The 22780-nt window shown below is 46.4% G+C and carries 23 protein-coding genes and 1 riboswitch; of the genes, 4 read left to right on the top strand and 19 right to left on the bottom strand.

Annotation, left to right across the window (positions count from 1 at the left end):
- Positions 1-66: 66 nt before the first annotated feature.
- A complete protein-coding gene (locus tag DYD21_RS03415) occupies positions 67-930 on the bottom strand; it encodes a methylated-DNA--[protein]-cysteine S-methyltransferase (RefSeq protein ID WP_116032374.1) in 864 nt (287 codons plus the stop codon).
- Between the two features lie 227 nt (positions 931-1157).
- Here DYD21_RS03415 and DYD21_RS03410 point away from each other — a divergent pair, with 227 nt between their 5' ends.
- Entirely contained in the window at positions 1158-1316 is a 159-nt protein-coding gene (locus tag DYD21_RS03410; RefSeq protein WP_116032371.1) for a YqaE/Pmp3 family membrane protein, read from the top strand.
- Positions 1317-1375: 59 nt separating this feature from the next.
- Positions 1376-2485 (top strand): AI-2E family transporter, encoded by a 1110-nt coding sequence (locus DYD21_RS03405; RefSeq protein ID WP_116032368.1) that lies wholly within the window; start codon positions 1376-1378, stop codon positions 2483-2485.
- 9 nt (positions 2486-2494) lie between these two features.
- Here the strand turns inward: DYD21_RS03405 and DYD21_RS03400 are convergent, their stop codons facing one another.
- Positions 2495-3415 (bottom strand): ThuA domain-containing protein, encoded by a 921-nt coding sequence (locus DYD21_RS03400; RefSeq protein WP_116033450.1) that lies wholly within the window; start codon positions 3413-3415, stop codon positions 2495-2497.
- Positions 3416-3687: 272 nt separating this feature from the next.
- Here DYD21_RS03400 and DYD21_RS03395 point away from each other — a divergent pair, with 272 nt between their 5' ends.
- Both DYD21_RS03395 and DYD21_RS03390 read left to right on the top strand, forming a co-directional pair.
- Positions 3688-4260 carry a DUF3347 domain-containing protein gene (locus DYD21_RS03395; protein ID WP_116032365.1) on the top strand — a complete coding sequence of 191 codons (573 nt, stop codon included), beginning with the start codon at positions 3688-3690 and terminating at the stop codon, positions 4258-4260.
- 101 nt (positions 4261-4361) lie between these two features.
- Positions 4362-6263: an ABC-F family ATP-binding cassette domain-containing protein gene (locus DYD21_RS03390; protein ID WP_116032362.1), complete on the top strand. Its 1902-nt coding sequence runs from the start codon at positions 4362-4364 to the stop codon at positions 6261-6263.
- Positions 6264-6385: 122 nt separating this feature from the next.
- On the opposite strand, the gene DYD21_RS03385 is transcribed toward DYD21_RS03390, so the two are convergent.
- The 17 genes from DYD21_RS03385 to DYD21_RS03305 form a co-directional block, all read right to left on the bottom strand.
- Complete coding sequence (locus tag DYD21_RS03385; RefSeq protein ID WP_116032358.1) at positions 6386-7414, bottom strand: TIGR00341 family protein; 1029 nt, start codon at positions 7412-7414, stop codon at positions 6386-6388.
- A 92-nt stretch (positions 7415-7506) separates the two neighbouring features.
- A complete protein-coding gene (locus tag DYD21_RS03380; RefSeq protein WP_116032355.1) occupies positions 7507-9690 on the bottom strand; it encodes a hypothetical protein in 2184 nt (727 codons plus the stop codon).
- Between the two features lie 497 nt (positions 9691-10187).
- Positions 10188-10838 carry a thiaminase II gene (gene tenA, locus DYD21_RS03375; protein WP_116032351.1) on the bottom strand — a complete coding sequence of 217 codons (651 nt, stop codon included), beginning with the start codon at positions 10836-10838 and terminating at the stop codon, positions 10188-10190.
- 63 nt (positions 10839-10901) lie between these two features.
- The gene (gene thiD, locus DYD21_RS03370; protein WP_116032348.1) at positions 10902-11726 is read right to left on the bottom strand and encodes a bifunctional hydroxymethylpyrimidine kinase/phosphomethylpyrimidine kinase; all 825 of its coding nucleotides are present in this window, start codon (positions 11724-11726) and stop codon (positions 10902-10904) included.
- Between the two features lie 136 nt (positions 11727-11862).
- Entirely contained in the window at positions 11863-12906 is a 1044-nt protein-coding gene (thiL, locus tag DYD21_RS03365) for a thiamine-phosphate kinase (protein WP_158551395.1), read from the bottom strand.
- Between the two features lie 325 nt (positions 12907-13231).
- Entirely contained in the window at positions 13232-13885 is a 654-nt protein-coding gene (gene thiE / locus DYD21_RS03360) for a thiamine phosphate synthase (RefSeq protein WP_116032340.1), read from the bottom strand.
- Positions 13878-14687, bottom strand: coding sequence for a hydroxyethylthiazole kinase (gene thiM / locus DYD21_RS03355; RefSeq protein ID WP_116032337.1), 810 nt, complete (start codon positions 14685-14687; stop codon positions 13878-13880). Before thiM ends, thiE begins: the two co-directional genes overlap by 8 nt.
- Positions 14688-14776: 89 nt before the next feature.
- Positions 14777-14873: riboswitch (TPP riboswitch) on the bottom strand.
- Positions 14874-14978: 105 nt separating this feature from the next.
- Entirely contained in the window at positions 14979-15650 is a 672-nt protein-coding gene (locus DYD21_RS03350) for an FAD-binding oxidoreductase (RefSeq protein WP_116032334.1), read from the bottom strand.
- Between the two features lie 102 nt (positions 15651-15752).
- Positions 15753-16808, bottom strand: a complete 1056-nt coding sequence (locus DYD21_RS03345; RefSeq protein WP_116032330.1) for a DUF2231 domain-containing protein — start codon at positions 16806-16808, stop codon at positions 15753-15755.
- A 78-nt stretch (positions 16809-16886) separates the two neighbouring features.
- Positions 16887-17093, bottom strand: a complete 207-nt coding sequence (locus tag DYD21_RS21415; protein WP_116032326.1) for a GDCCVxC domain-containing (seleno)protein — start codon at positions 17091-17093, stop codon at positions 16887-16889.
- Positions 17090-17575, bottom strand: a complete 486-nt coding sequence (locus tag DYD21_RS21185) for a DUF5676 family membrane protein (RefSeq protein WP_199535452.1) — start codon at positions 17573-17575, stop codon at positions 17090-17092. Before DYD21_RS21185 ends, DYD21_RS21415 begins: the two co-directional genes overlap by 4 nt.
- 11 nt (positions 17576-17586) lie before the next feature.
- Positions 17587-18615 (bottom strand): type II glyceraldehyde-3-phosphate dehydrogenase, encoded by a 1029-nt coding sequence (locus tag DYD21_RS03330; RefSeq protein WP_116032323.1) that lies wholly within the window; start codon positions 18613-18615, stop codon positions 17587-17589.
- Positions 18616-18635: 20 nt separating this feature from the next.
- On the bottom strand, positions 18636-18842 hold the full coding sequence (locus DYD21_RS03325; protein ID WP_116032319.1) for a hypothetical protein: 207 nt from the start codon (positions 18840-18842) through the stop codon (positions 18636-18638).
- 87 nt (positions 18843-18929) lie between these two features.
- Entirely contained in the window at positions 18930-19409 is a 480-nt protein-coding gene (locus DYD21_RS03320) for a hypothetical protein (protein ID WP_116032316.1), read from the bottom strand.
- A 111-nt stretch (positions 19410-19520) separates the two neighbouring features.
- Entirely contained in the window at positions 19521-21593 is a 2073-nt protein-coding gene (locus DYD21_RS03315; protein WP_116032312.1) for a heavy metal translocating P-type ATPase, read from the bottom strand.
- 114 nt (positions 21594-21707) lie between these two features.
- The gene (locus DYD21_RS03310) at positions 21708-22046 is read right to left on the bottom strand and encodes a P-II family nitrogen regulator (protein WP_116032308.1); all 339 of its coding nucleotides are present in this window, start codon (positions 22044-22046) and stop codon (positions 21708-21710) included.
- 76 nt (positions 22047-22122) lie between these two features.
- Positions 22123-22698, bottom strand: coding sequence for a DUF3347 domain-containing protein (locus tag DYD21_RS03305; protein ID WP_147303482.1), 576 nt, complete (start codon positions 22696-22698; stop codon positions 22123-22125).
- Between the last annotated feature and the right edge of the window lie 82 nt (positions 22699-22780).

Here is a 22780-nt window from a genome sequence, read left to right as displayed (position 1 = left end):
ATGAGATGAGTTTGAAAATATGACGGTTTATGCCGTACACAAATATTTGATCTTTTCGGGCAGAGTTCAATTCTGATCTGCCTGGGCAGCTTCCCAGCCAATCATCACTCTCTTTCTGTCGCTTCCCCACCGGTATCCGCTGATATCTCCCGAGGAACGGATCACACGATGGCAGGGGATGATATAGGCAACGGGATTTTTGCCAACGGCGCTACCCACTGCACGTGACGCGCCCGGATTCCCGGCCTGTTTTGCTATATCACCATAGGTGGTCAGAATTCCGGATGGGATGTTCAGCAGTGCCGACCACACTTTTATTTGAAAGTCAGTGCCTCTTAAGTGTAGTTTCAAAGTATCCAGAGAAGAATCCGACCGACGGAATATTGTAAGAGCGCGCTCTTGACAGATATCTGTTTGTTGTGAATATGCTGCTTTTGGAAAGCAGGCTTTCAGTTTTTTTAAGGATGACGATTCATTTTGAGTAAAGGAAAGGTGGCAGATCCCTCGCCCCGTAGATGCCACCAGCACATTCCCAAAACGGGTTGAATTAAAGCTGTAGTTGATTCCGAGGTTTTTTCCGCCATCCCGAAATTCTGCGGGTGTCATACCATCAATCGAAACAAACAGATCGTGCAGGCGGCCGGTTCCTGATAAGCCCGCTTTTCCGGCTGCTTCAAAAAGTGATAGCTGCCGGTTTTCTCTCAATATCTCTTTGGTATAATCGGCTGTTACATATTTTAAAAACTTTTTTGGGCTGGTTCCTGCCCACTCTGTAAAGATTCGCTGGAAATGGTGCGGGCTCAGATGAACACTTGAAGCAATGGCCTCGAGAGTTGGCTGATCCCTGAAATGAGTTCTGATATACCGTATAGCACCTTCTATTCGGTTATAATTCAGTATATTCTGAATATTTCTGCTTTCTTTGTCCATACATTTAAGATCGAACCTTTCCCTTCTTTTTTAAACCCGTTTCTTGCGAAATTTCAATATATCATTCATTCTTAGCATCAGGCTATTTTTTCAAGAATAGTTTTATATTGATTTGATCCACCCTATATTCTTTTATTGCAAAGAGGAAGTCGGCTTTGATATTCTTTAAGGTGCATTTTTTTGTAAAAAATCCGGCAATATTTAATTATACGAGAGGAATTTTATCTATGGATATTTTAAAAATCATTATTGCAATTCTTTTGCCGCCACTTGGAGTTTTTTTAGAAGTGGGCCTTGCCGGAGCGTTCTGGCTGAATATTTTACTAACTATCCTGGGTTATATCCCCGGAATTATTCACGCAGTTTACATCATTGCAAAGAATTAAAGCCGTCTGAAGAAATCATCTCAAAACAGTCGTATTAGTACGATTTTACATGGATTTTTATGACACAACCCGGACAAAACGAAAAATCTTTAACATCGGGTAGTGTAGCTAAATACACACTTGTTGTATTGGCAATACTTGCTGTTACACTTTTCATCTGGCAGATCAAAGATGCACTTCTGATGGCGTTCGCCGGGGTAATTCTGGCAATTATTCTGGGGGGATTATCTGCTATTGTTCAGGACAAAACACCGCTAAGCAGAACATGGTCGCTTGTATCTGTAGGTACAGCACTACTGATCCTGTTTGCTGGTTTCAGCTTTCTGTTCGGAGCACAGATTGTCAGTGAGTTTGATGAACTGACCGAAAAACTTCCGGAGCAGATTTCTGAACTTCGGGAAACCATAAGAGGTTGGCCGATGGGTGAAGAGATTGTCGGCAGTGAAAACGGATCTGATTCCGAATCTGAATCTGATTCCGAAGAGAATGATGAGAACGGAGAGAGTGAAACGGAGCTTCCGGAAGGAGCAGGGGGGATGATTTTCGACTTTGGGACCACATTTTTAGATGTGCTCAGTAAGCTGGGCCTGACTTTAATGATCGGGATATTTTTTGCCATAAACCCTTCGATCTATAAAAAAGGTGTCGCCCTGCTTTTTTCAAAAAGTAAAACCGACAGGGTACTGGAAGCTTTTGATACTGCCGGAAATGCGTTATGGCGGTGGCTGACCGGTCAGTTTATGGCGATGATTTTTGTGGGGATAGCCATCACGATAGGGCTGATGATTATTGGTGTGCCGCTCCCGTTTATTCTTGGTTTTATCGCCGGAGTGTCCGATTTTGTGCCAATTATCGGTCCGATCATTGCATCAATACCGGCTATTCTGCTGGCTTTTTCCGATGGTCCGCAGACGGCTCTATTCACTGTTCTTTTATATCTGGTCGTACAGCAAATTGAAGGGAACCTGCTCACTCCCATCATTCAGAAAAAAATGGTTAAAATACCGCCTGCACTGGTTATTCTTTCTGTAGTTGCATTTGGGCTTGTATTTGGTATCGCAGGCATTATACTTGCCACGCCGCTTGCAGTCGTTGCTATGGTTTTTGTAGGGATTTTTTACGTGCAGGATGTATTAGGCAAGGAAGTAGAGATCCCCGGCCGGGAATAGAACCCGCCTTTAGTGATCGAGATTTTCCTCCAGGTCAGCATCCGAAACCGCACACTGCACACCCTCAGCCGGAATATCAACACCACTCAGCCAAACCAGTGCATTCAGCATGTATGTCCGGAATCCGTCATTGCCCCAATTATTGTGAAAATGCCCGCCTGTAAAACCAAAACCACGTCCGCCATCTTTTCTTTCCACTGCCCATGAAAGGACTTCACTTTCGCCTTTCCGTTCCACAATATGATCGTACGGACCGTGCGGCCATACGTAGGGGCCATCTCTTGTCTCGTCTGACGGTTTGGTTACCAGGAGCGGCGTAATACCAACCATATCGTCCCGGAAACGGATATTAAAATACCACTCATCTTCTACCGTAAAAGGCTCCACTCCGCGCATGATGGGATGATTCGGAAGGTTATCAAACTCCGCTTCCCAGATCGGGTTGGCCGAGTAATCCGTTTCATAATATCCGCCGATCCACTCCAGGAAATGATCACCGCCATTTTCAGCCGGCACTTCCACTCCGTAGTGCATCGCACCGATACTTATTCCGTTATCCACATACTGTTGAATCAAATCCAGGCGATCTTCCTGAACGATCGGGTGTCCTCCGCCGCCATCCATAAAAAAGTGCGCCGCATCAGCATTTTCAAAAATCGATTCGTCTTCCGGCCACCCTTCAAAATGTGTGCTAACTTCAAGTCCATCGACATTTGCAAGGCACCGTTCCATCAGCAGTACGCCTGCCCGGTGTTCATGCTGGCCTGTATCGTGACTTGCAGATCCGGCCACAAGCGCCAGGTGCCGGGTTTCCTCTTCATTAGAATTATGATCCCCTGAAGTTTTGTCGGGGCCGGTCAAAGCCGAAGATGCACTGAATACACTAAATAAAAGTACCGTTAAAACCGTTGTGATAGTATGAATTTTCATATCGTTATTCGTTTTATGAATGGCAGATCGATCAGATAAACTTAGCATTTAAATGAGAGCAAAAAGGCATTTGAACGAAATTAACTCAAGTTTTTTTGCTGCCCCCATCAGAATATAGAATTTAAGTCAGTACACAAAAAATTTTTGGTTCTGTATCTGTTCATTAAACTTCTAATTACTTTTTACCGTCTGTCGAGCATTTTTCCATTTTTAAATAATCGCTGTGGAATCCTTATCTTAATAGTCTTGAAAGAAATTAACCAACCCTGTTTATGAGACTTCAAAGCCTGATATTGTTTTTACTTGGAATCCTGGTTATGGCAGCGTGTGGCCCAACGGAGGAGGAACAAACTCAACAGCAGCAGCGCCAGATGGAGCTTCAGCAGCAGCAAGCCTCCGACCTCCCATACAATTTCAGAATGGAGATGGATTCCGTGCTTACCCGCTATTTTGACCTGAAAAATGCACTTGTTGATTCAGATAGTGAACAGGGTGCCGAAAAAGCAGAGCAGCTTTCGGCTGAAACGTATAACGTTATGGATGAAGTTCTTGAAGCTGAAAACCGGGGACTATGGCTGGGAATTGCACAGGTTATTCGCACCGAGACCGCAAATCTCGCAGGGGAGAGTGATGTAGATGATCAGCGATTCTATTTTGAACGCATATCCAACGCGATGATCCAGATGGTGGAGTCGTTTAATCCGGTGGGATATACGATCTACCACCAAAGCTGCCCTATGGTGCGCGACGGATCAGCAGACTGGCTCAGCAGAGAAGAGCAGATCCGGAATCCGTATCACGGTGACCGAATGATGAACTGTGGTGAGATTATTCGTCAGCTGTAACGCTTTTTAAATATCTCTTCTACTTAAATCATGAGTTGAAAGAAAATCACCCTATATTTACCGGCTCCAAATCAATCCAGATTCACAATTTTGTTTCCTGAATGACTTATCTCTCCGTTGAAAACCTCTCCAAAAGTTTTGGTGAAAAATTCCTTTTTGAAAATATTACGTTTGGGCTCTCCAAGGGAGATAAAACCGCGCTGGTTGCCCCGAATGGAACCGGAAAATCGACTCTGCTAAAAATTATTGCGGGAGAAGAAAGCCAGGATTCCGGTGAGGTGATGACCCAGAACGATATCCGGATCGGTTACCTGATGCAGGAGCCGCGGCTTGATCCGGAAATGACCATCCGGGAGTATATCCTTCAGGGAGATTCCGATGTCACAGCGATCATCAAACGGTATGAAGAGGCTGTGGAAAAACAGGCTGAGGATTTTACCGAAGAGACTCAAAACGCATATATGAAGGCAACGGCTGCCATGGATGCGGCTAACGCCTGGGATTTTGAACAGCGAATGGAGCAGATTCTCGGCAAACTGGATATTAACGATCTGAGCCGATCGATCGCCACCCTTTCCGGCGGCGAGAAAAAGCGTGTTGCACTGGCGTTTGTACTTATCGACAATCCCGACCTGATCATCCTCGATGAGCCGACTAACCACCTTGACCTCGATATGATCGAGTGGCTGGAAAGTTATCTCATTAAAAGCAACGTAACGCTGTTGATGGTGACACACGACCGTTATTTTCTCGATCGTGTGTGTAACCATATTCTTGAAATTGATGCCGGGTATCTCTATCACCACAACGGCAACTACGCCTATTATTTGCAGAAGAAAGCGGAACGAGAGGCTCAGGAACAGGCGGAGCTTCACAAAGCGGGTCAGCTCTACAAAAAGGAGCTCGACTGGATGCGGCGGCAGCCCAAAGCGCGGACCAGTAAGTCAAAATCGCGTATCGACGCCTTTTATCAAACCGAAAAGAAAGCCAATTCCGGCGGAGATGATGCCGAGCTGGAACTGGATGTTTCTTCGCGGCGGATCGGCGGGCAGGTTCTGGAGCTTGAAAAAATCTCTAAATCGTATGGGGATCTCACAATTCTGGATGAATTCTCTTATTCGTTCAATAAGGGCGAGCGGATTGGTATTATTGGGAAAAACGGTGTAGGGAAAAGTACATTTCTGAAAATCATTACGGGCGAAGAAGATCCCGATTCTGGTGATATTAACACGGGCGCAACGATTGAATTTGGGCACTACCGCCAGCAGGAAATTAATTTTGATGAAAACCTGCGGCCGATTGAAGTGGTGAAAGAGGTGGCTTCGGTGATTGAGCTTTCCGATGGTAAACAGATTTCTGCCTCGCAGTTTCTGGAACATTTTATGTTTCCCGGCAAACTTCAGTACACACCGGTTCATAAATTAAGCGGCGGTGAAAAACGAAGGCTTGCATTGATGATGGTGCTCATCAAAAATCCGAACTTCCTCATTCTTGATGAGCCTACAAACGATCTGGATCTGATGACACTTCAGAAACTGGAAGAGTTCCTGGTCAATTTTGGCGGCTGTTTGATTGTAGTTTCTCACGACCGGTTTTTTATGGACAAACTGGTGCAGCACTATTTTGTATTTGAAGGTGATGGCGTGATTCACGACCACCATGGCACGTATATGGAGTATCGTGAATTTCGCGAGCAGCGTGAGGCTGAACAGCGTAAAATAGAACGGGAGAAGAAAAAGACGGTTAAGCCAAAAACAAAACCTGCTGCACCCAAAAAAAAGGAGAGCAAACTGAGCTATAAGGAGCAGAAAGAGCTAAAAAAACTGGAGAAACAGCTTCACGCTCTTGAAAAGGACAAATCTGAACTTGAAGAGAAAATGGGCGGTGGTACCCTGGAGGGGGATGAACTTCGTGATGCGTCCATTCGTTACGGAGAGCTATCCGATCAGATTGACGAAAAAACGATGGAGTGGCTCGAACTGGCAGATAAAGACTCTGACTGAACGAAATGTGCGAAAAAGGGGGGGGCGGGACTTCTGAAAAGTACCGGTATCGTATAAGAGAACGATTTTATAAGCACTCTTCCCCGGATAAATTTTCCATCAGGTTTCAGATTTCTCCTGAATCAGGCAAAATAGATCACCGCACCCAGAATAATAATAAGCAAGATCCAGATAAACAGAACGATGCGGTTTACTTTTTTAGCCCGCTTCGTTTCGTACCAGGTACGCGGGCCGACTCCCTGTAGTATAAATGTTGCCACTCCCGCCAGGTTTACGCAGATCACATTCGTTAGAGTGAGGAGCAGTGCATAATAGGCGAGATCAAGCTGCATATCGCCCAGCAGAAGCCCGGCCACTACCAATGGCGGCAGCAGTGCAACAGCAACCATCACGCCGATGACAGCCGTGGACATACCTACTGTATAAGCAAGTACCCCAGCCGCCCCTGATGCGAGGGCCAGTGCAATATCGGACATATGAACTTCTGTACGGCTGGCGATGTGGTAAATCTCAGAATCCACATCCATAAACACGCCAAACGCTACTGAGATAAACAGTGCAACCAATAAACCAGTAATGTTCGATTTTAATGATTCAATACCAAGTTTTAAATCCGCCAGGACAGATGAGAGCGCAAGTCCCACATTTGGTCCAAGCAGCGGCGCAATAACCATCGCGCCAACAACTACAGCCGTGTTGTCGCGTAATACTCCAAAAGTAGCTACGATAGTTGAAAGGATAACAAGCGCCATGTAGACGCGGGTGAGTTCAACTGCTCCAGCTATATCGGAATAAAGCTCCTCACGGCTTACTCGTATACCCTTCTGCAGCGGTTTTTCCCAGGGTTTATCCGATGTTTTATCCTTTTCCTTCTTCTCCTCACTCTCTTCTTCCTCATCTTTCTTAATCCTTGGAATCGTTGCATCCACGGAAACCATCACCAGCCGAAAGTCATCACGGTTGTCGAACATCTGCTCTACCTTATCCAAAAACTGCTCGGCTTTAGTGGCTTCAACAAGAACCTTAAGCATATACCCGGAACCTTCTGATTTCGACCGCCAATAGTGAAGAACCGATTCATCAGACAGAAGCTCGCTGCAGGAGTCTCTTTCATCCTCGGGGATTACAATTTCAATTTGACGGAGGTTCATTCTAATAGATTCGGTTCAGTAAACGCATCAAAATAGTGAAGTTTATGGTGAACTCTTGATTCCTTTTCAGGTTTGTTAACTTCACCAACTCACTAATCTCCGTTTCTAACTGTTTCCCCAGCTGCGGCATTCCTGGCAATTTCCACATCTTCAGCCACCTCGGGGCGAATGTGCTCCCAGTGAAACAGGCGTTCATCATCACGGTCAAAACCGCCGCCCATGTAGTGGGTCAGGTGCATATCTTTATAGATAGGGCGTGTGATACGCACCACCTCATCCCAGTGGCCAAGGGCGTTTTCAAGATGCCCGACAGCTTCCTGCTGATACGATTCACCGCCCTGCTGCCGAAATGTTTCCAATGCAATGGCTCCTTTCAGCTTATCCGCAAAATGCAGCCCGAGGTACGCCCAGGTTTTCACATCCGATACTTCGTACATAAGAGAAGCATTGTCCTCCGTATCGATACCTTCAACAAGTTCCAGTGCACGCCGGCAATCTTCTTCCAGCATGTCGATTAGTCTCGTTGGAGTGATGGCATCATCACCAAATGATTCACCGGACAGGTTCGCTTCCACGTACTCTTTCACCGATACGTAATTTGGATCCAGCGGCGGGCGGCTGATCAATCGGTCTACCGAAATGTAATCCATGGTGGAGGATTCGTAGTCGTCTTCGTTTTCATTCAGTGACAAAAATCCTTCACTATAGAGCGTGAAATCCCAGCGCAAATCCCACGCCGAAGCCAGACGAAGCGGCGTGGATGAAGCCAGTGCAAACGCCTCCTGCAAGTTCTCGCCGCGTTCCCCGTAACGGCGGATGAACTCTCTCTCGAATACATCATCCGGAGTTTTCGGATCATAAAGCAGGCGGCCCCACTGCTTGTAAAACAACCATTGCCGCTGAAATGCATAATCCCAATCAACCGGATCATCAATTTTGGTAAAATAATCTTTAGCCGGAATGTAGGTTTCCGACCCGATGAAATAGCCGCCAATGTATGAGGCGTCATTGGTTTCAATATGAGCGCGGATGAAATCTGGTACTCCCCAGCGCAGGGCAAAGAAATCCTCGTTACGAGCCATCCAGGTGATTTTGTAATTTTCCGGTTCAGGCTCAAAATAGGTATCACCCAGCTCCCCGCCATGCACCTTCACCAGTTCCGGTGTGGAGTGCGCATGCGACCAGTTAAATTTCATTTCTACCCAGATCGGGCCATCAAAATAGTCCAGTTTCTCCATCGCTTCGCGGGTCAGCTTTTCAACATGCTCACTGGTGGAACCTTCAGAACCCGTACCGGCCGAAAACGGCACCCGGTGGATAAATTTTACCGGTCTGTCAGCCAGCCGCATGCCTTCGATCATGGTTTCATCCATCCAGTCTTGCCGCTGCTGCGGAGTCATACCGGCCATTCCTTCACCGTGGGAGATTGCAAAGCCGGATAGATCGGGATATTCATTGAGTACCTGCGTAACACTCTCGCGGGTATACCTTTTCACAATCTCGGTGGTATCTCCTTCCACATAATAATGGGGATAAAAATTATCGTGGGCTACATCGTGCGCTTTAGAGAACTCCTCACTCACAAAAATGCTCCAGTTCACAATGTAGGTGTCGATTCCCCGGGCCTTAGCCATCCCGAAAATTCCGCTGAACAGTTCCCTCCACTCATCCAGCTCCTCCTCACTGAATTGGCTTGCTTCGGGAAAATTCTCGGGCATGATCATATAGGTAAAGGGATGAAGCATCCACAGAGAAAGTGCGTTGAACCGGTTCTCGGCCATCATATCCAGGAAGGCTTCCCAGTAGTCGAGTTCGCGTGCCGTATCGTAGTGCTGATCGAGCGCCATGCTGGGCCGGTAAGTATCCCAGGGCATATTGTGCTTAATTGCCCGGAACGAAAATTTTGGAGATTCTTTGATCCGTTCGATATCCTGAAGCGCCACTCCGTTTCCAAGCCTCTCCACAACAGCAAGACTGCCATACACCATTCCGGCTTCATCCCCGCCGTAAATGGTAAGAAACCGATCCTGTTCAGGGATGATTTCGAACGCTTCCGGATCCAGGTTCACTTCATTCACGCCAATATTTATCAGCAGATCGTACTCCGATCGGTTTGTCGATATTGAGTAGCCCTGATCGGAGAGTGCACTGCCGAGACGATCGGCGGAGTAGGCTGCCTGCGGCACGGATTCATCATACAGCAGGTAAACCTGTTGCGAAAAAACCGTCCCCGGAATCAGCAGTAAGAGCAGAAAAAGTATCAGTGGATTTTTCATAGGATGATGATTTAGTCAGCTGAATTCGATTGTGTGTCCACTGTAATAAACTGAATATCGAAGTCAATGTCATCAGCGTAGCGCAGGTCGCTGACCTGCCAAGATTATGATCTGATTGAGGATCAGAACAAGAGCTTAGATTCGATAAGAGCTGAAATAGAGTAATCAGCGTGAAAGGCTGTCCCAAAAGTATTAACTAAATTTTCAGAACCTAAATACCTTAAGCAGGCTAAGAATGGTTTATTGAGCTCCCCTCCATATGGAGTGTATTTGCGACATAGGGAGGGGCCGGGGGTGGGTCAAAAAGACCGGGTGCTCAAATTCAACTCATAAACTTAAATTAATTAGGCACTGAATAATGGGCGTCCTCTTTTTGGACAGTCTCGCGTCCTGATTGATTGCTGGCAATAGACATTCCGTGTTTTTATAAAATCAGTACGTGGGTCAGCGACGCCGCGCTACGACTATATCCGCGACTCAGCGTCTCAGCGGTTTAATCAGACCGGCCATTGCTCAACTTTGTACGCCGAGTTCCAGAACATCCACTCCATTTTTGTGGAATCAATAAACGCTTGCGTCATCCGCCGGCGAACGGGCTCTGAGCTGGTTTTGGCAGCCCGGTCCGTGATCTCAATTGCGCGATCAACGCTTTCGGAGAAATCCTCGCCTGCGTAAGTATCGATCCACTCCCGGTAGGGATTGTTTTCGGCAGATCGCTCATGAATATGCAGCCCCACCTCGCGGTAGATCCAGAAGCAGGGAAGCAGCGCGGCTACCGCCACCGGATAATCCTCAAGAGATGCGGTTGAGAGAAGAAAATGCGTATAGGAAAAACAGGCGGGTGATTTACCCACATCGATGTGGGTATCGAATTTTTGAAGAAAGCTTTCGTGAAGTGCCCGCTCAACCACCACGGCGCCGGTGGCAAAATCGAGAAAATCTTTCAGCTCCTTAGCATTTTGACTTTTCGCGCCGGCAATCGCCAATGCCTTTGAAAAATCAGCCAGGTAGAGTGCGTCCTGTTTCATGTAAAATGCGAATTTGTCCTCTGAAAGCGTACCCACCGTGAGTTCTTTGTTAAAAGGCAGATTCAGGATTTCTTTGTAGATCGGTGAAATCTTCTCCCAAAGCGAATTGGTAAATGACATTTTAGATAACTGTTGATTAGTTGTTTGTTTGATGAGGATAGGTGGTTAAGCAGTCCGGATTTTTCACCGATTCCACACATTAAAAAAATGATTTAACGGACCGTGACCCGATCCGGTTTTGTAGGCTGCCCCGTCCTCAATCGCGCCCTTCACGTACTGTTTGGCAAATTTCACAGCACTCTCCAGGTCACAATCGTGCGCAAGATAGGATGCGATGGCCGATGAATAGGTACACCCGGTTCCATGCGTGTTTTTTGTATTGATCCGGGCTGATGCGAAAACATAGGTGTCGGTTTTCCCGCCGTTTTTGCAAAAAAGCATATCTTTGGACTGCTTTCCTTTCAGGTGCCCTCCTTTGATCAGAACGCTCTTGGCGCCGGTATCGAACAGAATTTCGGCGGCATGTTTGATATCGTTGTCCGTCTCGATATTGATTCCCGTCAGTTTTTCCGCTTCCGGTTTATTTGGCGTGATTAGTTTAGCAACCGGAAAAAGTTGTTTCACCATCGTCTCAATGGCGTCTTCTTTAAGCAGCTGAGCCCCGCTTTTTGAAATCATAACGGGATCGAGCACAATGTTTTCTGATTTGTGCGCTTTCAGCCGTTCCGCCACCGCTTCAATAATTTCCGCGGAAAAGAGCATCCCGATTTTGATCGCATCGGTCCCGATATCATCCAGCACCGCATCGATTTGCTGTGCCACAAATTGCGGTTCCGCAGCCTGTATTCCCGCTACCGTTTGCGTATTCTGTGCCGTCATCGCTGTGATTACCGACATCCCGTAACATCCAAGTGCGGAGAAGGTTTTCAGGTCGGCCTGTATTCCCGCTCCGCCGCCGCTGTCTGATCCCGCGATGGTGAGTGCTTTTGTGTACTGTTTTGGGCTCATGGTTAAATTTCTTTATTGTTTTTTGTAATACGTACTCAGGCAGAGTTTCTGATTTCTTTTCCTTTATTCGTCTATTCGTCAGCAGAGCTGACTTGTTCTTCGTTGCGAAGCAGAGCTTCGCAACATGGCATTTTTTTCACTTTTCACTTTTAAAATGATCAAATCCTTTCTTCCCAACATCAACCATCTCACCGTTTTTCATCCATTGTAATTCGGCTGGTCCTTCGGTTACTTCACCGATCGTTATGAAACTGTACCCAAATTTTTGGTGGAATTCCTGCTGAAGATGATCAATTTTTTCTCCACCTGCTGTAAACAGCAGTCCGTAATCTTCACCGGAGGCAACGGCCAGCTCCAGCGGATCCCAGGATCGGGTATCACAAACCCGTTGGAGGGTTGGGGAGATGGGAATCTGATCGACTTTCATTTGCAGCGTGATGCCAGACTTTTGTGCAATATGACGTGCATCTGACTCTATTCCGTCTGAAAGATCAATCATAGAGTTCACACCGCCAAACGATGCCAAAAATTGTGCCTCCTCAACATATAGCTGGGGACGATGATGTGCGCTGATCAATTTCTGTTCATCCTCACCGTCTGCAGGAGCGCCATCCAGAAGCAATTTCAGCCCGGCGCCGGACTCCCCAGGATTGCCCAGTACCGCGATGTGATCACCCGGTTTCGCGCCTGATCGCCAAAGGATTGAATCTGTCTGCATCACCCCGATAATGGTATAGTTTATCACAACCGGACCGGGACTTTTTGTTGTATCGCCCCCCATGAGCTGCACATCGTGCAATTGGGTCAATTCCTGAGTGCCGCGAAAGAACTTTTCAATCCATGAAACAGAGAGGTCATCCGACAACCCGATACTCAGAAATGCGTAAAGCGGTTTGCCGCCCATCGCTGAGATATCGCTCAGATTCACTGCCAGGGATTTATACCCGAGATCCTCCGGTGAAATCCATTCACGCCGGAAATGGCGGTCTTCAATAAGCATATCGGTTGTGACCAGCAGCGACGTTCCTTCGCCATACGGCAATACCGCGCAATCATCCCCGATCCCGGTTTCACCATAGTTGTTCTCCGTGCCGAAAAGAGCCGCAACCTGATCAATAAAACCAAACTCACCGAGTTCGGAAAGGGAATCGAAACCTTTAAAAGGTGATTTATCGCTCACAATAATTGTCTCGTGTATTTATAAAGGTTATTGACTGCATGGAAATGATCTCTTTCATAATGAACTACCCCGAGGCTGTTAAAAAGCATTAACTGAATTCTCAGAACCTAAATACTTTAAACAAGCTATCAATATTTTATTGCGCTCCCCTCCATATGGAGTGTATTTGCGACATAGGGAGGGGCCGGGGGTGGGTCAAAAAGACCAGGTGCTCAAATTTAACTCACAAACTTATATTAATTAGGCGCCGATTTATAGGCATCTCCTTTCTTGACAGTATCAGTCACGAATTAACTCCATCTTAAAATAGAACTCAGGGTTTAGATCAAATTCCATGCGCCTGAGGTTTGATTATCGCATCAATTTGTTTGCGGAGTTCGGCAGTGGCGCAGCCGGGATCTTCAGAAGCGCAAATTGCTGATACAACTGCCAGTCCATCGGCTCCATTTTTCAATATGGACTGTGCATTTCCGATGTTTATTCCGCCGATCGCAACAAGTGGATAACTGGTTCTCTCCGAGATCATTTTCAGTCCGGTGAGTCCCCACTCCCGTTTGGTGTCGGTTTTTGTAGGCGTGCTGTATATAGGGCTCACACCCAGGTAATCCGGCTGGAGTGCATCCACCGTTTCCAGGTCTTCTTCCGTCTCCACCGATAGTCCGATGATTTTATCCCGGCCGAGAAGATTTCGCGCGATGCTCACGGGCATATCGTTCTGACCGAGGTGAACGCCCGCTGCGTCTACCGCTAATGCAACATCCACCCGATCGTTTATAATCAGAGGAATGTGAAGCGGATCAAGTACTTTTTTCAGCTCAAATCCCAGCCGGATAAATTCCCGGGTTGAAGCGTTCTTTTCCCGAAGTTGAACTGTCGTTACTCCATTTTCCGCTGCTATTTGCACCAGTTCGGGCAGACTGTTCTCTTTCATCATTTCCCGGTCGGTTACCAGGTATAAGCTCAGGTCGGCCTTACGCATGGGTTTCCTCCGGTTTCAGTCGCGATTCTATTCCCTGGTTGTCCAATACGTAGAGTGCATCAAGGAAGTGGGTCTGAAATGAGCCTGGGCCGGCCGATTTTTCAGCAGCCATCTCACCGGCAATGCCCATCACACGCATGGCAGAGAGTGACGCTTCTACGGGATCAATTCCCGCACCGGCAAACGCCCCGATGAGCGCCGAAGCTGTACACCCCATTCCGGTCACGCGGCCCATCAGCGAATGCCCGTTATGTACGGTCCGCGTTTCATTTTCTGAAACGATATAGTCTGTTTCGCCGCTTACAACCACCACGCAGCTATATTCCCCGGCCAGGTGGTGAGCGGCGTTAACCGATGAGTGGCTCTCCTGTGTGCTGTCCACACCCTTTGTTTTTACATCAGCAGTGTAAAGTGCGCCGATTTCAGATGCATTTCCCCGAATGATATCCGGCGAAGTAGCACCAATCAATTTCTTGAGCGTATCTGTGCGATACGGTGTTGCGCCTGCACCTACGGGGTCAATAATAATTGGCGCGCCGTTTTCAGCGGCTGATTTCATCGCAATCTCCATTGCCTCCACCCAGTGCGGGCTCAGCGTTCCGATATTGATAACCAGTGCACTGGCGATGGCTGCCATGTCGGCGACTTCTTCTTTGGCATGCGCCATCACAGGGGAAGCACCCAGCGAGAGCAGTGCGTTTGCGGTATTGTTCATCACTACATAGTTGGTAATATTGTGGACCAGCGGCCCGGTCTCTCTCACATTTTGCAGGTGGTTTGATGTACGTTCAGCTTCATTCATGGCTGTGCAGTTTTTTTGATAATTTCAGATCGAGATCGGTCACAACGGGCGGGAAGAGAAAACAGGTTCACTCACTCACTAAAGAATATGAGCGAATCAATCCATTTCCCTCCGCCGGTATGATCCGGATCAGGTGATAAGGGTATTATTTCAGCCCCTGAGAACGGGGCACCCCTAATGGTGTATGGAACATACAAAAAGTGAGCGTCAATGGCAGGGAAATCCCCGTTTTGATGCTCACTTTTTAAATTTTAAAAAGGATTTTTTTGAATAAATGAGCAAATGCTGAGATCACTCCTCAAACACAAGAGCATCGGGATCCGCACCAAGTTCTTTCAGGTAGGTCATCATCGCTTCATTGAATTCTTTAGGTCCACAAACATAAAACGGCTGTTCGAAATCGGTAATCTGTTTTTTGAGAAAATCTTTATCAATATAGCCATCCAGGAACAGGTCATCTTTGGAGAATTCATCGGTTACCAGACTGGTAAATTGGATACCCAGTATCGATTCGAACTCTTCTTTCAGAATTACATCTTTAGGTGATTTATTTGAAAAAATGAGGTGATTATCTCCAATTTCACTTTTTTCGTGCAGATCACGGAGTATGGCGATGAATGGCGTCACGCCGGCACCTCCGGCAAGAAAAACACCTTCACCATCATATTGAATCGTACCCCACGCATCACCGATCATCAGGTTATCCCCGGGTTCCAGTTTTCCAATTTGTTCCGTCACCCCGTCGTGTTCCGGATAGATTTTAATCACAAACTCCAGGTAATCATCTTTGGGAAGGGAAGTAAAAGTAAATGGGCGTTTCTCATCACGCCATCCTTCTTTATCAATCGCCACTTCTGTAGCCTGCCCCGGTGAAAATTCATATCCACCCGGCTTTTCAAACGTTAGCTGTTTTACATCGTGCGTAATATTCTGAATGTCTTTAATTTTGACTGTATAGGACATAATTTATGATTTTGTTTGATTTACCAATAGTACAATTATGCCCCTCTATACATTCATAGTATTTCGAAAACAGACTTTTGTAGATGCAGATAGATTCCTGAGTTAAAGCGCAGTAAATTCAATCAGCCGAATTTTAATATTTCCGGAACCGGTAAATGCAAAGCCAGTTCTTCCTTCTTCCATCTCATCAGCATGGGTATGGACGATGGTATTTCCGTTTTGATACCCGTAAAAATGTTGACCAGAAGCAGTTACCCTAAACGTTGTCCATCCACCGGTTTCAACCCGGCCTGCACCGAGAACATTATCTGATCCATTTACTATTTGGCCTTGCTGAAGTTCAGATCCTGAGATTCGGATATACTGATAACTCTCGCTATCGGTAAAGTGATGGATCAGCAGAAATTCGCCATTGAAATCAGTCAGATTAACTTCAGCACGTCCATCGACAGCACTCAGATCGCCTTCGGTATAAAGAAACGCCTTTTCATCTGTGGCTGATAGTTCGAGGTGAATACGTCCATCATCCCGTCCGGTTGAAGCGTCAACAGTTTCCACACCTTCGGTGCTGAAAGATTCAGTGATTACCTGGTCTGCACCGGCACCGATTCTCCAGATCCATGAGCCGTCATCCCGCATTTCAGGCCCGGCTTCTTCCCGGAATCCGGCAAGTCGCTGCTCAAGCTCTTCAATCTGCTGACCAAGCCGGTCAATTTCGCCCACAGCCACACCGTGCTTATATACCAGTTTGGCTCCCTGTTCACCCGTGTACCATAGCATTCCTGTACCAATCAAAGCAGGCACAATCAGTGCGGGAAGCACCCAGCCTTTTTCCAGTTCCTTCCACCAGGTCCAGAGGCGGATGGCGGTGAATATTCCGAAAAAGATCAGTGTGTAGAGTGCCCAGTCTTCGTGGGAGGTGACAACCGGAACGGCATCACCGGTAACGGAGACGGTCTCCACCGCCTGCCGGCCGGAAAGAAATGCGGCGATCAGACCAACGGTTCCCAGTGTATATAGTGTAATCACTGCATTTTGCAGCCAGCTCTGTTCCCTGAACCAGAGTCGGGCCAGATCAAACAGAACGGCTATGACAAGCAGAGCAATGGGAAAGTGAACAACGAACGGGTGTATGTTGGGTATCCAGTCAGGTAACATGGTTAATAGTGTAATGGTTATTGATTAATTGGATTTTTAGAAGTAATCAGGCCGGATTAAATTTGGACTTAGGCTTGATCAGCAACAGCCTTTCGATTTCTGCACCGGCGGACAAGGAACCGTTCCATAACTGCAAAACACACAGCAGTCGCCTTTTTCAGGTTTCAGAATGGTATGGCATGATTCACATTCATAGAAAAACTGACATGCATCCACTGGCATCACCTCAGTTTTCTTATAACCGCAATTAGGACATGTAATTTCTGATTTATTGATAAGACTCATTCTATATTTGGATCTGATCCAACATTATAAATTGCCGCTACAAGTGCTCCCGTTAACCATCCCAAAATAAATATCTGAACGATTCCCATCACAGCTTCCCACCAGGGGATATCCATCCGGATAATGGCTGATGTATCGAAACCATGCAGGAGTGTATTAAAGAAGGCAACAGTTCCTTCCTGTCCTACGATGATCATTAACAGAACACACCCCAGATACAGGATCGCTGTCGTAGAACCGAAGGCCAATCCGAGTTTTTTAATGTTTAATTTTTTCATGGGTTCTCCTCTATGATTTGTGTTGATTTGGCTTGTTAGTGTCATGTCCGTGATGTTTTTCGCCATCAGCAGATGACAGGCGAACATAGCAATGATAAAAATGAAAATGGCGATATTACTGCTAAGCCCGATAACAGGTGCAAGAAATAGCAGCAACAGCGGAAGCCCGCATCCGATGATCATCCAAAATGTGTGTTTACTCATAATTTTGTTCTCTATACAAACCGTTGCCTGACACCCAGTGACTGATTTGTCCTTTCAATCGATTTTTTGGGATCGGATTCAGCTTCCGTTAATGCACGTATGGCATCGATGGTTTCGGGAATAACGATGGCTTGATTATCTACCAAATAAGCGTAGTACAGCTCATCTCCCTCTACTTTAAGCATGTCTTCCCAGATGGCTACTTCGTACATATCTCCGTGCGGCCGGCCAAGGTCGAGCATCAACTCTTTGACAGCATTATTAGCAGAAAGTTCATCGCTCATTTTTATGAATGCTGTTCGGGTAGAGCTCGCAAACGCTTCCAGAACTTCTTCTTTGGATGCTTCCCTGGTCAATTGCACAGTCCAGTAGTGTAGGTGGGAAAGTGTTTGCGGCACTTTCACAGCTGCGGTTACTACATCCAGATCAGGATCCACACTTTGAGCATCCGGCCCCTGGTGACTGGGAATCTCCGGTTCGGGTACCATTGTATTCATAATTCCGTTTTTGTGACTTTCCCATGGATCGGTGGCTCGTCGCAGAAGCGTACCGCGTGCTTTTTCTAATAAATCTGCACGTTTTAACGTACTTAGCGTACGCACGATGGAAGTCGTATTACAAGAGACAATACGCGTCGACTCCCTGCCTAAAGCCGAGGTGTAGTTAGATTCGGCGGTGAAGGAATGGCCTGTTGTTTGATGCTTTTCTCCACCCTGCACGATAAATTTTACACCTGCTTGCCGATATTTTTCAGCATTTTGTGCGCCGAATTTTTTGGGAGCACAGTCCACAACCACATCGGCGCCATCAAGCAGATCATCAAGATCACCGGCTACCTGAATGTTCTCCTGAGCCATCGCGTTGCGGCCTTCTTCTGTATTGGCAAATACACTATATTTTTGGGCTGCAACTTTTATCCGCCAGTCGGCAGCCACATCCCCAATACCAATCAATTCCATATCGTCTTGCAGATCTAATGCTTCAGCGATCCTTTTTCCAATCACTCCATATCCGTTTACTGCTACGTTGATTTTTTTCATAATCTCAGATTGATTTAGTGTTATGTGTCACCGATTCGAGTTTCATACTCTTTTTTGGAAATCTCTCCATTTCGATACCGACGTTTCAAAATCAGTTTATTCGCCTTATCTATATCCAGCCGGGCTTTCTTTTTGCTTGCCCATGCCCAAACAGTGAGTGCAATCACGGCACTCAGAATGAAAAAAACCGGATACCAGTTGGTTAAGATTTCGTTCAATGATTCCATAGAGTCGGGGGTTAGATTCAGACCTCCAAGGTTTTGCCCCATAGGGATCGCTTTGCGGGAAACCTTGGAGGTCTTTAAAATAATTATCTAATGATGCTCTTCATGATCACCGGCTTCAGTGTCGCCACCGTCCATATCATCTCCGTGCATTATTTGCATGCACATCATATGCATTCTCATCATCTCTGAGTCCTGCATTTTTTCCCTCATCATCGAGTGATCCATCACTTCTCCTTCCATCATGGATTGCATCATTTTCATGTGCTCCTGCATCCGTTCCTTCATCTCCGGGTCATTCATGCGTTGGCGCATTTGGCCCATCATCTCAGAGTGATCCATCTGCTGCATATTTTCCATCATGGCCTTTCTCATATGCTTCATCATTTCCCGGTGCATTTCAGGATTTTCGGCGATACGTTCCATCATCATGGCTCGCATCTCTGAATCTTCCATCATTTGCATCATCTGTTCATGTTTCTCGTGATGTTGATGATCCTGTGCTGTCACCGGATTCGTAAATAGAATCATGGTGAACAGTGCGATTGTTGTTAAGATAAAATTCTTCATTGTGTTACCTCTTGTTTTAGGTTTGTACATTTTGATTTTTTAGTTTTTTTAATACAGTTGAGTTTTCCGATTTTCCCTCTCGAGAGGGGAGTGCTCAATACTCAATACCTTCTACTCAGTACCACTTCCCTCCATCTTCAAAAACCGTGCATTAATCGCAACGATTACTGTACTGAGCGACATCAAAACAGCGCCCATCGCCGGGCTCAGAATAATGCCCCAGACAAATAGCACACCCGCAGCCAGTGGTATGGCAACCACGTTATAACCAGTGGCCCAGAACAGGTTTTGAACCATTTTGCTATACGTTGCTTTGGAAAGCTGAATCACATGAGCTACATCCATCGGATTGTCCCGAACCAGCACGATGTCTCCGGTCTCCACGGCTACATCTGATCCGGCGCCAATAGCAATTCCCACATCCGCGGTGGCAAGTGCAGGTGCATCATTTACACCGTCACCGGTCATCGCCACCTTCATTCCCTGCTCTTGTACCTCTTTCACTTTTTCAGCTTTTTCATCCGGCAGCACCTCGGCAAACACCTGGTCGATGCCAAGTTCTTTGGCCACATATTCGGCAGTCTGACGATTATCTCCGGTTAGCATCACGCATTGAATTCCCATTTCGTGAAGCTGGTCAATCGCGTCTCTTGACTCCGGTCGAATCTTGTCACCGAGTGCAATAGCTCCATGCAGTTCATCATCAAGAACCACAAAAACAACTGTTTTACCCTGCGATGAGATATCCTCTACTTGGTCCTTTGGATATTCCATGTTTTCATCCCGAACATAGCCCGGGCTGACCACCTTCACCGATTTACCTTTCACATTCCCTTCCACACCTTTTCCGGTTATGGAATTGAAGTCCTCCACTTTCCATGTCTCACCGGCTTTTTCAAGGATGCCTCTGGCAATCGGATGTTCAGAGTTGACCTCAACAGCCGCTGCATAATTCAGAAGCTCCTCATCACTAATTTCTTCGTTGAAATTCAGGATATCGGTTACCGTGAACGTACCTTCGGTCAGGGTTCCGGTTTTATCAAAAATGACGGCTCCCAGATTTCGCGCTTCTTCAAATGCCGTACGGTTACGAATCAAAAATCCGTTCGTAGCTGCCAATGTTGTTGAAACGGCAACAACCAGGGGAATGGCCAGGCCAAGTGCGTGTGGACAGGCGATTACCATCACCGTTACGGTTCGGTTAATGGCAAAACTGAGATCCTGTCCTGTAAAGAGTGTCCATGCAAAGAATGTGAGAAGACCACCGCCTATAGCCACGATTGTTAGCCAAAAAGCCGCCCGGTTGGCCAGGTCCTGCGTACGCGATTTGCTCTCCTGCGCCTGTCGAACCAAATCAATCACCTGCGAAAGAAAGGATTCATCGCCGGTTTTGTGAATTTTTACGGTGATGGACCCCTCTTCGTTGATTGCTCCACCTATCACTTCATCATCTACATTTTTCTCTACCGGCAGAGATTCTCCGGTAAGCATCGCCTCATTGACATTGGTTTTACCTTCGATCACGATTCCGTCGGCCGGAATTTTCTCTCCGGGTTTAATCAGGATATGATCATCTACTTTCAGCTCCTCAACCGGAACATCTTCGGTAGAACCGTCCTCTTTAACACGATGTGCTTTACCGGGAAGCAGTTCTGCCAGCTTTTCCAGTGCAGCAGAAGCACTCATCACCGATCGCATCTCAATCCAGTGCCCCAGTAGCATAATGGCTACAAGAGTGGACAATTCCCAAAACAGCAGATGCCCATCAAGGCCAAACACAACGAACACGCTATAGATGTAAGCCACTGAGATTGCCAAACCGATCAGGGTCATCATCCCCGGCTGTTTTTTCTTCAGTTCATCAACCAGCCCTGTTAAAAACGGCCATCCACCAAAGAAAAAGACAACGGTTGAAAGGGCGGTTAATATCCAGGTGTCACCTGCAAACCGCCAATCTACACCCAGGAAATCCTGAATCATTGGGGAGAGGGCCAAAATCGGAATCGTAAGAGCTAATACCCACCAAAAACGGAATTTAAAATCCTGCACCATCTGCTTGTGGTGCTCGTGATGGGAGTGGCCATCATGATCGTGATCACCGTGATCATGATCCTCGTGTGAGTGATTGTCATGATCATGCTCATGACTGTGTTCATCCTGTGAATGATGATTGTGATCTTTCATAATTTGTCTCCGTATTATATGTGAATAGACCTCCGGGCTCATTGCAAAGAGCTTTTTTTACAAGCCTTTAGCGTTATTCCCAGAAATGGTTAATGTGTAATATTTTTGGCAGGATTACAGCACTACTTCTCCTGTTTCACCGGTTCTTATACTCATTGCTGCATCAATCTCTGAACTGTAGATGATCCCGTCTCCTTTATTGTTCGTACAGGCTGCCTGCCGGATGATATTAACAACCTCATCCTGCTGCTCATCAGCTGCAACAATCTCAATTTTCACAATTTTTGAATGAAGAAAGGGAAATTCCAGGGTTGCATTAAGGTTGTCAGGATCTCCATGCCGCCCGATACCCTCACCATGATACACTGTCAAACAGCAGTATCCTGCTGATCTCAGTTCTTGATAAACATTTTCAAACATCTCAGGCCGAATCATCGCTTTGATTTCTTTCATGTTGATCACCTTTTTTTGAATTATGTAGTTTTTACCAACCCTCCAAGGGTTCCAAACCCTTGGAGGGTTTTATCATCTACGACTCAATTCTTTCAATCACCTGTCCACAGCCCGGCATTGTTTCAGGTGAATATGGATTTTGCACCTCTTCCCGGCTACTTAGCCAGACTGCTCCATCATTGTCATTAGCCATCGGGCAATATTGATGATACACCACTCCATTGATTCCAAATGTTTTAACAGCTTCGGTTATCTCTACAGAAAGATGTTGAAAGGCAATTCGGGCCTCATCCATATTATTGGCAGCTGTAAGAGTAGATACATGTCGTTCCAGTTTCGAATAGGATTCCATCCAGGCCATGTGTCCATCACCGGAAAGCCCGTGCTCTCCTATAGCTTCCAGCTTATTGATAAATTCCTCAAAGCTGGTAATTGAAGCTTCTAAATCTGATTCCAGAAGTGCATCCTTCCCGGTAATATAAGCTTCAAATACTTCGGTAAAGCTTGCCTGAAACTCTTCCGGTACATCATTAAACTGTTCCACTTTTTCTGATTCGTCATGATGCCCTGCATGATCTTGTGCTATAGAGGGCTGCATAAATAGTGCCGCTATAACCAAGGTTGATATAGATGTTATGATTAAGTTTTTCATGGGTTTATCTGTTTTATTTTTCAATTAATTTTTTCGGATCAGACCTCCAAGGTTTCAAAAATCCTGGAGGTCTCTTTGTTTG

Source organism: Rhodohalobacter sp. SW132, from assembly GCF_003390325.1.
Lineage (GTDB): Bacteria > Bacteroidota > Rhodothermia > Balneolales > Balneolaceae > SW132.
The sequence above is the reverse complement of the archived record's forward strand: the minus strand, read 5'-3'. Positions and strand labels throughout refer to the sequence as shown.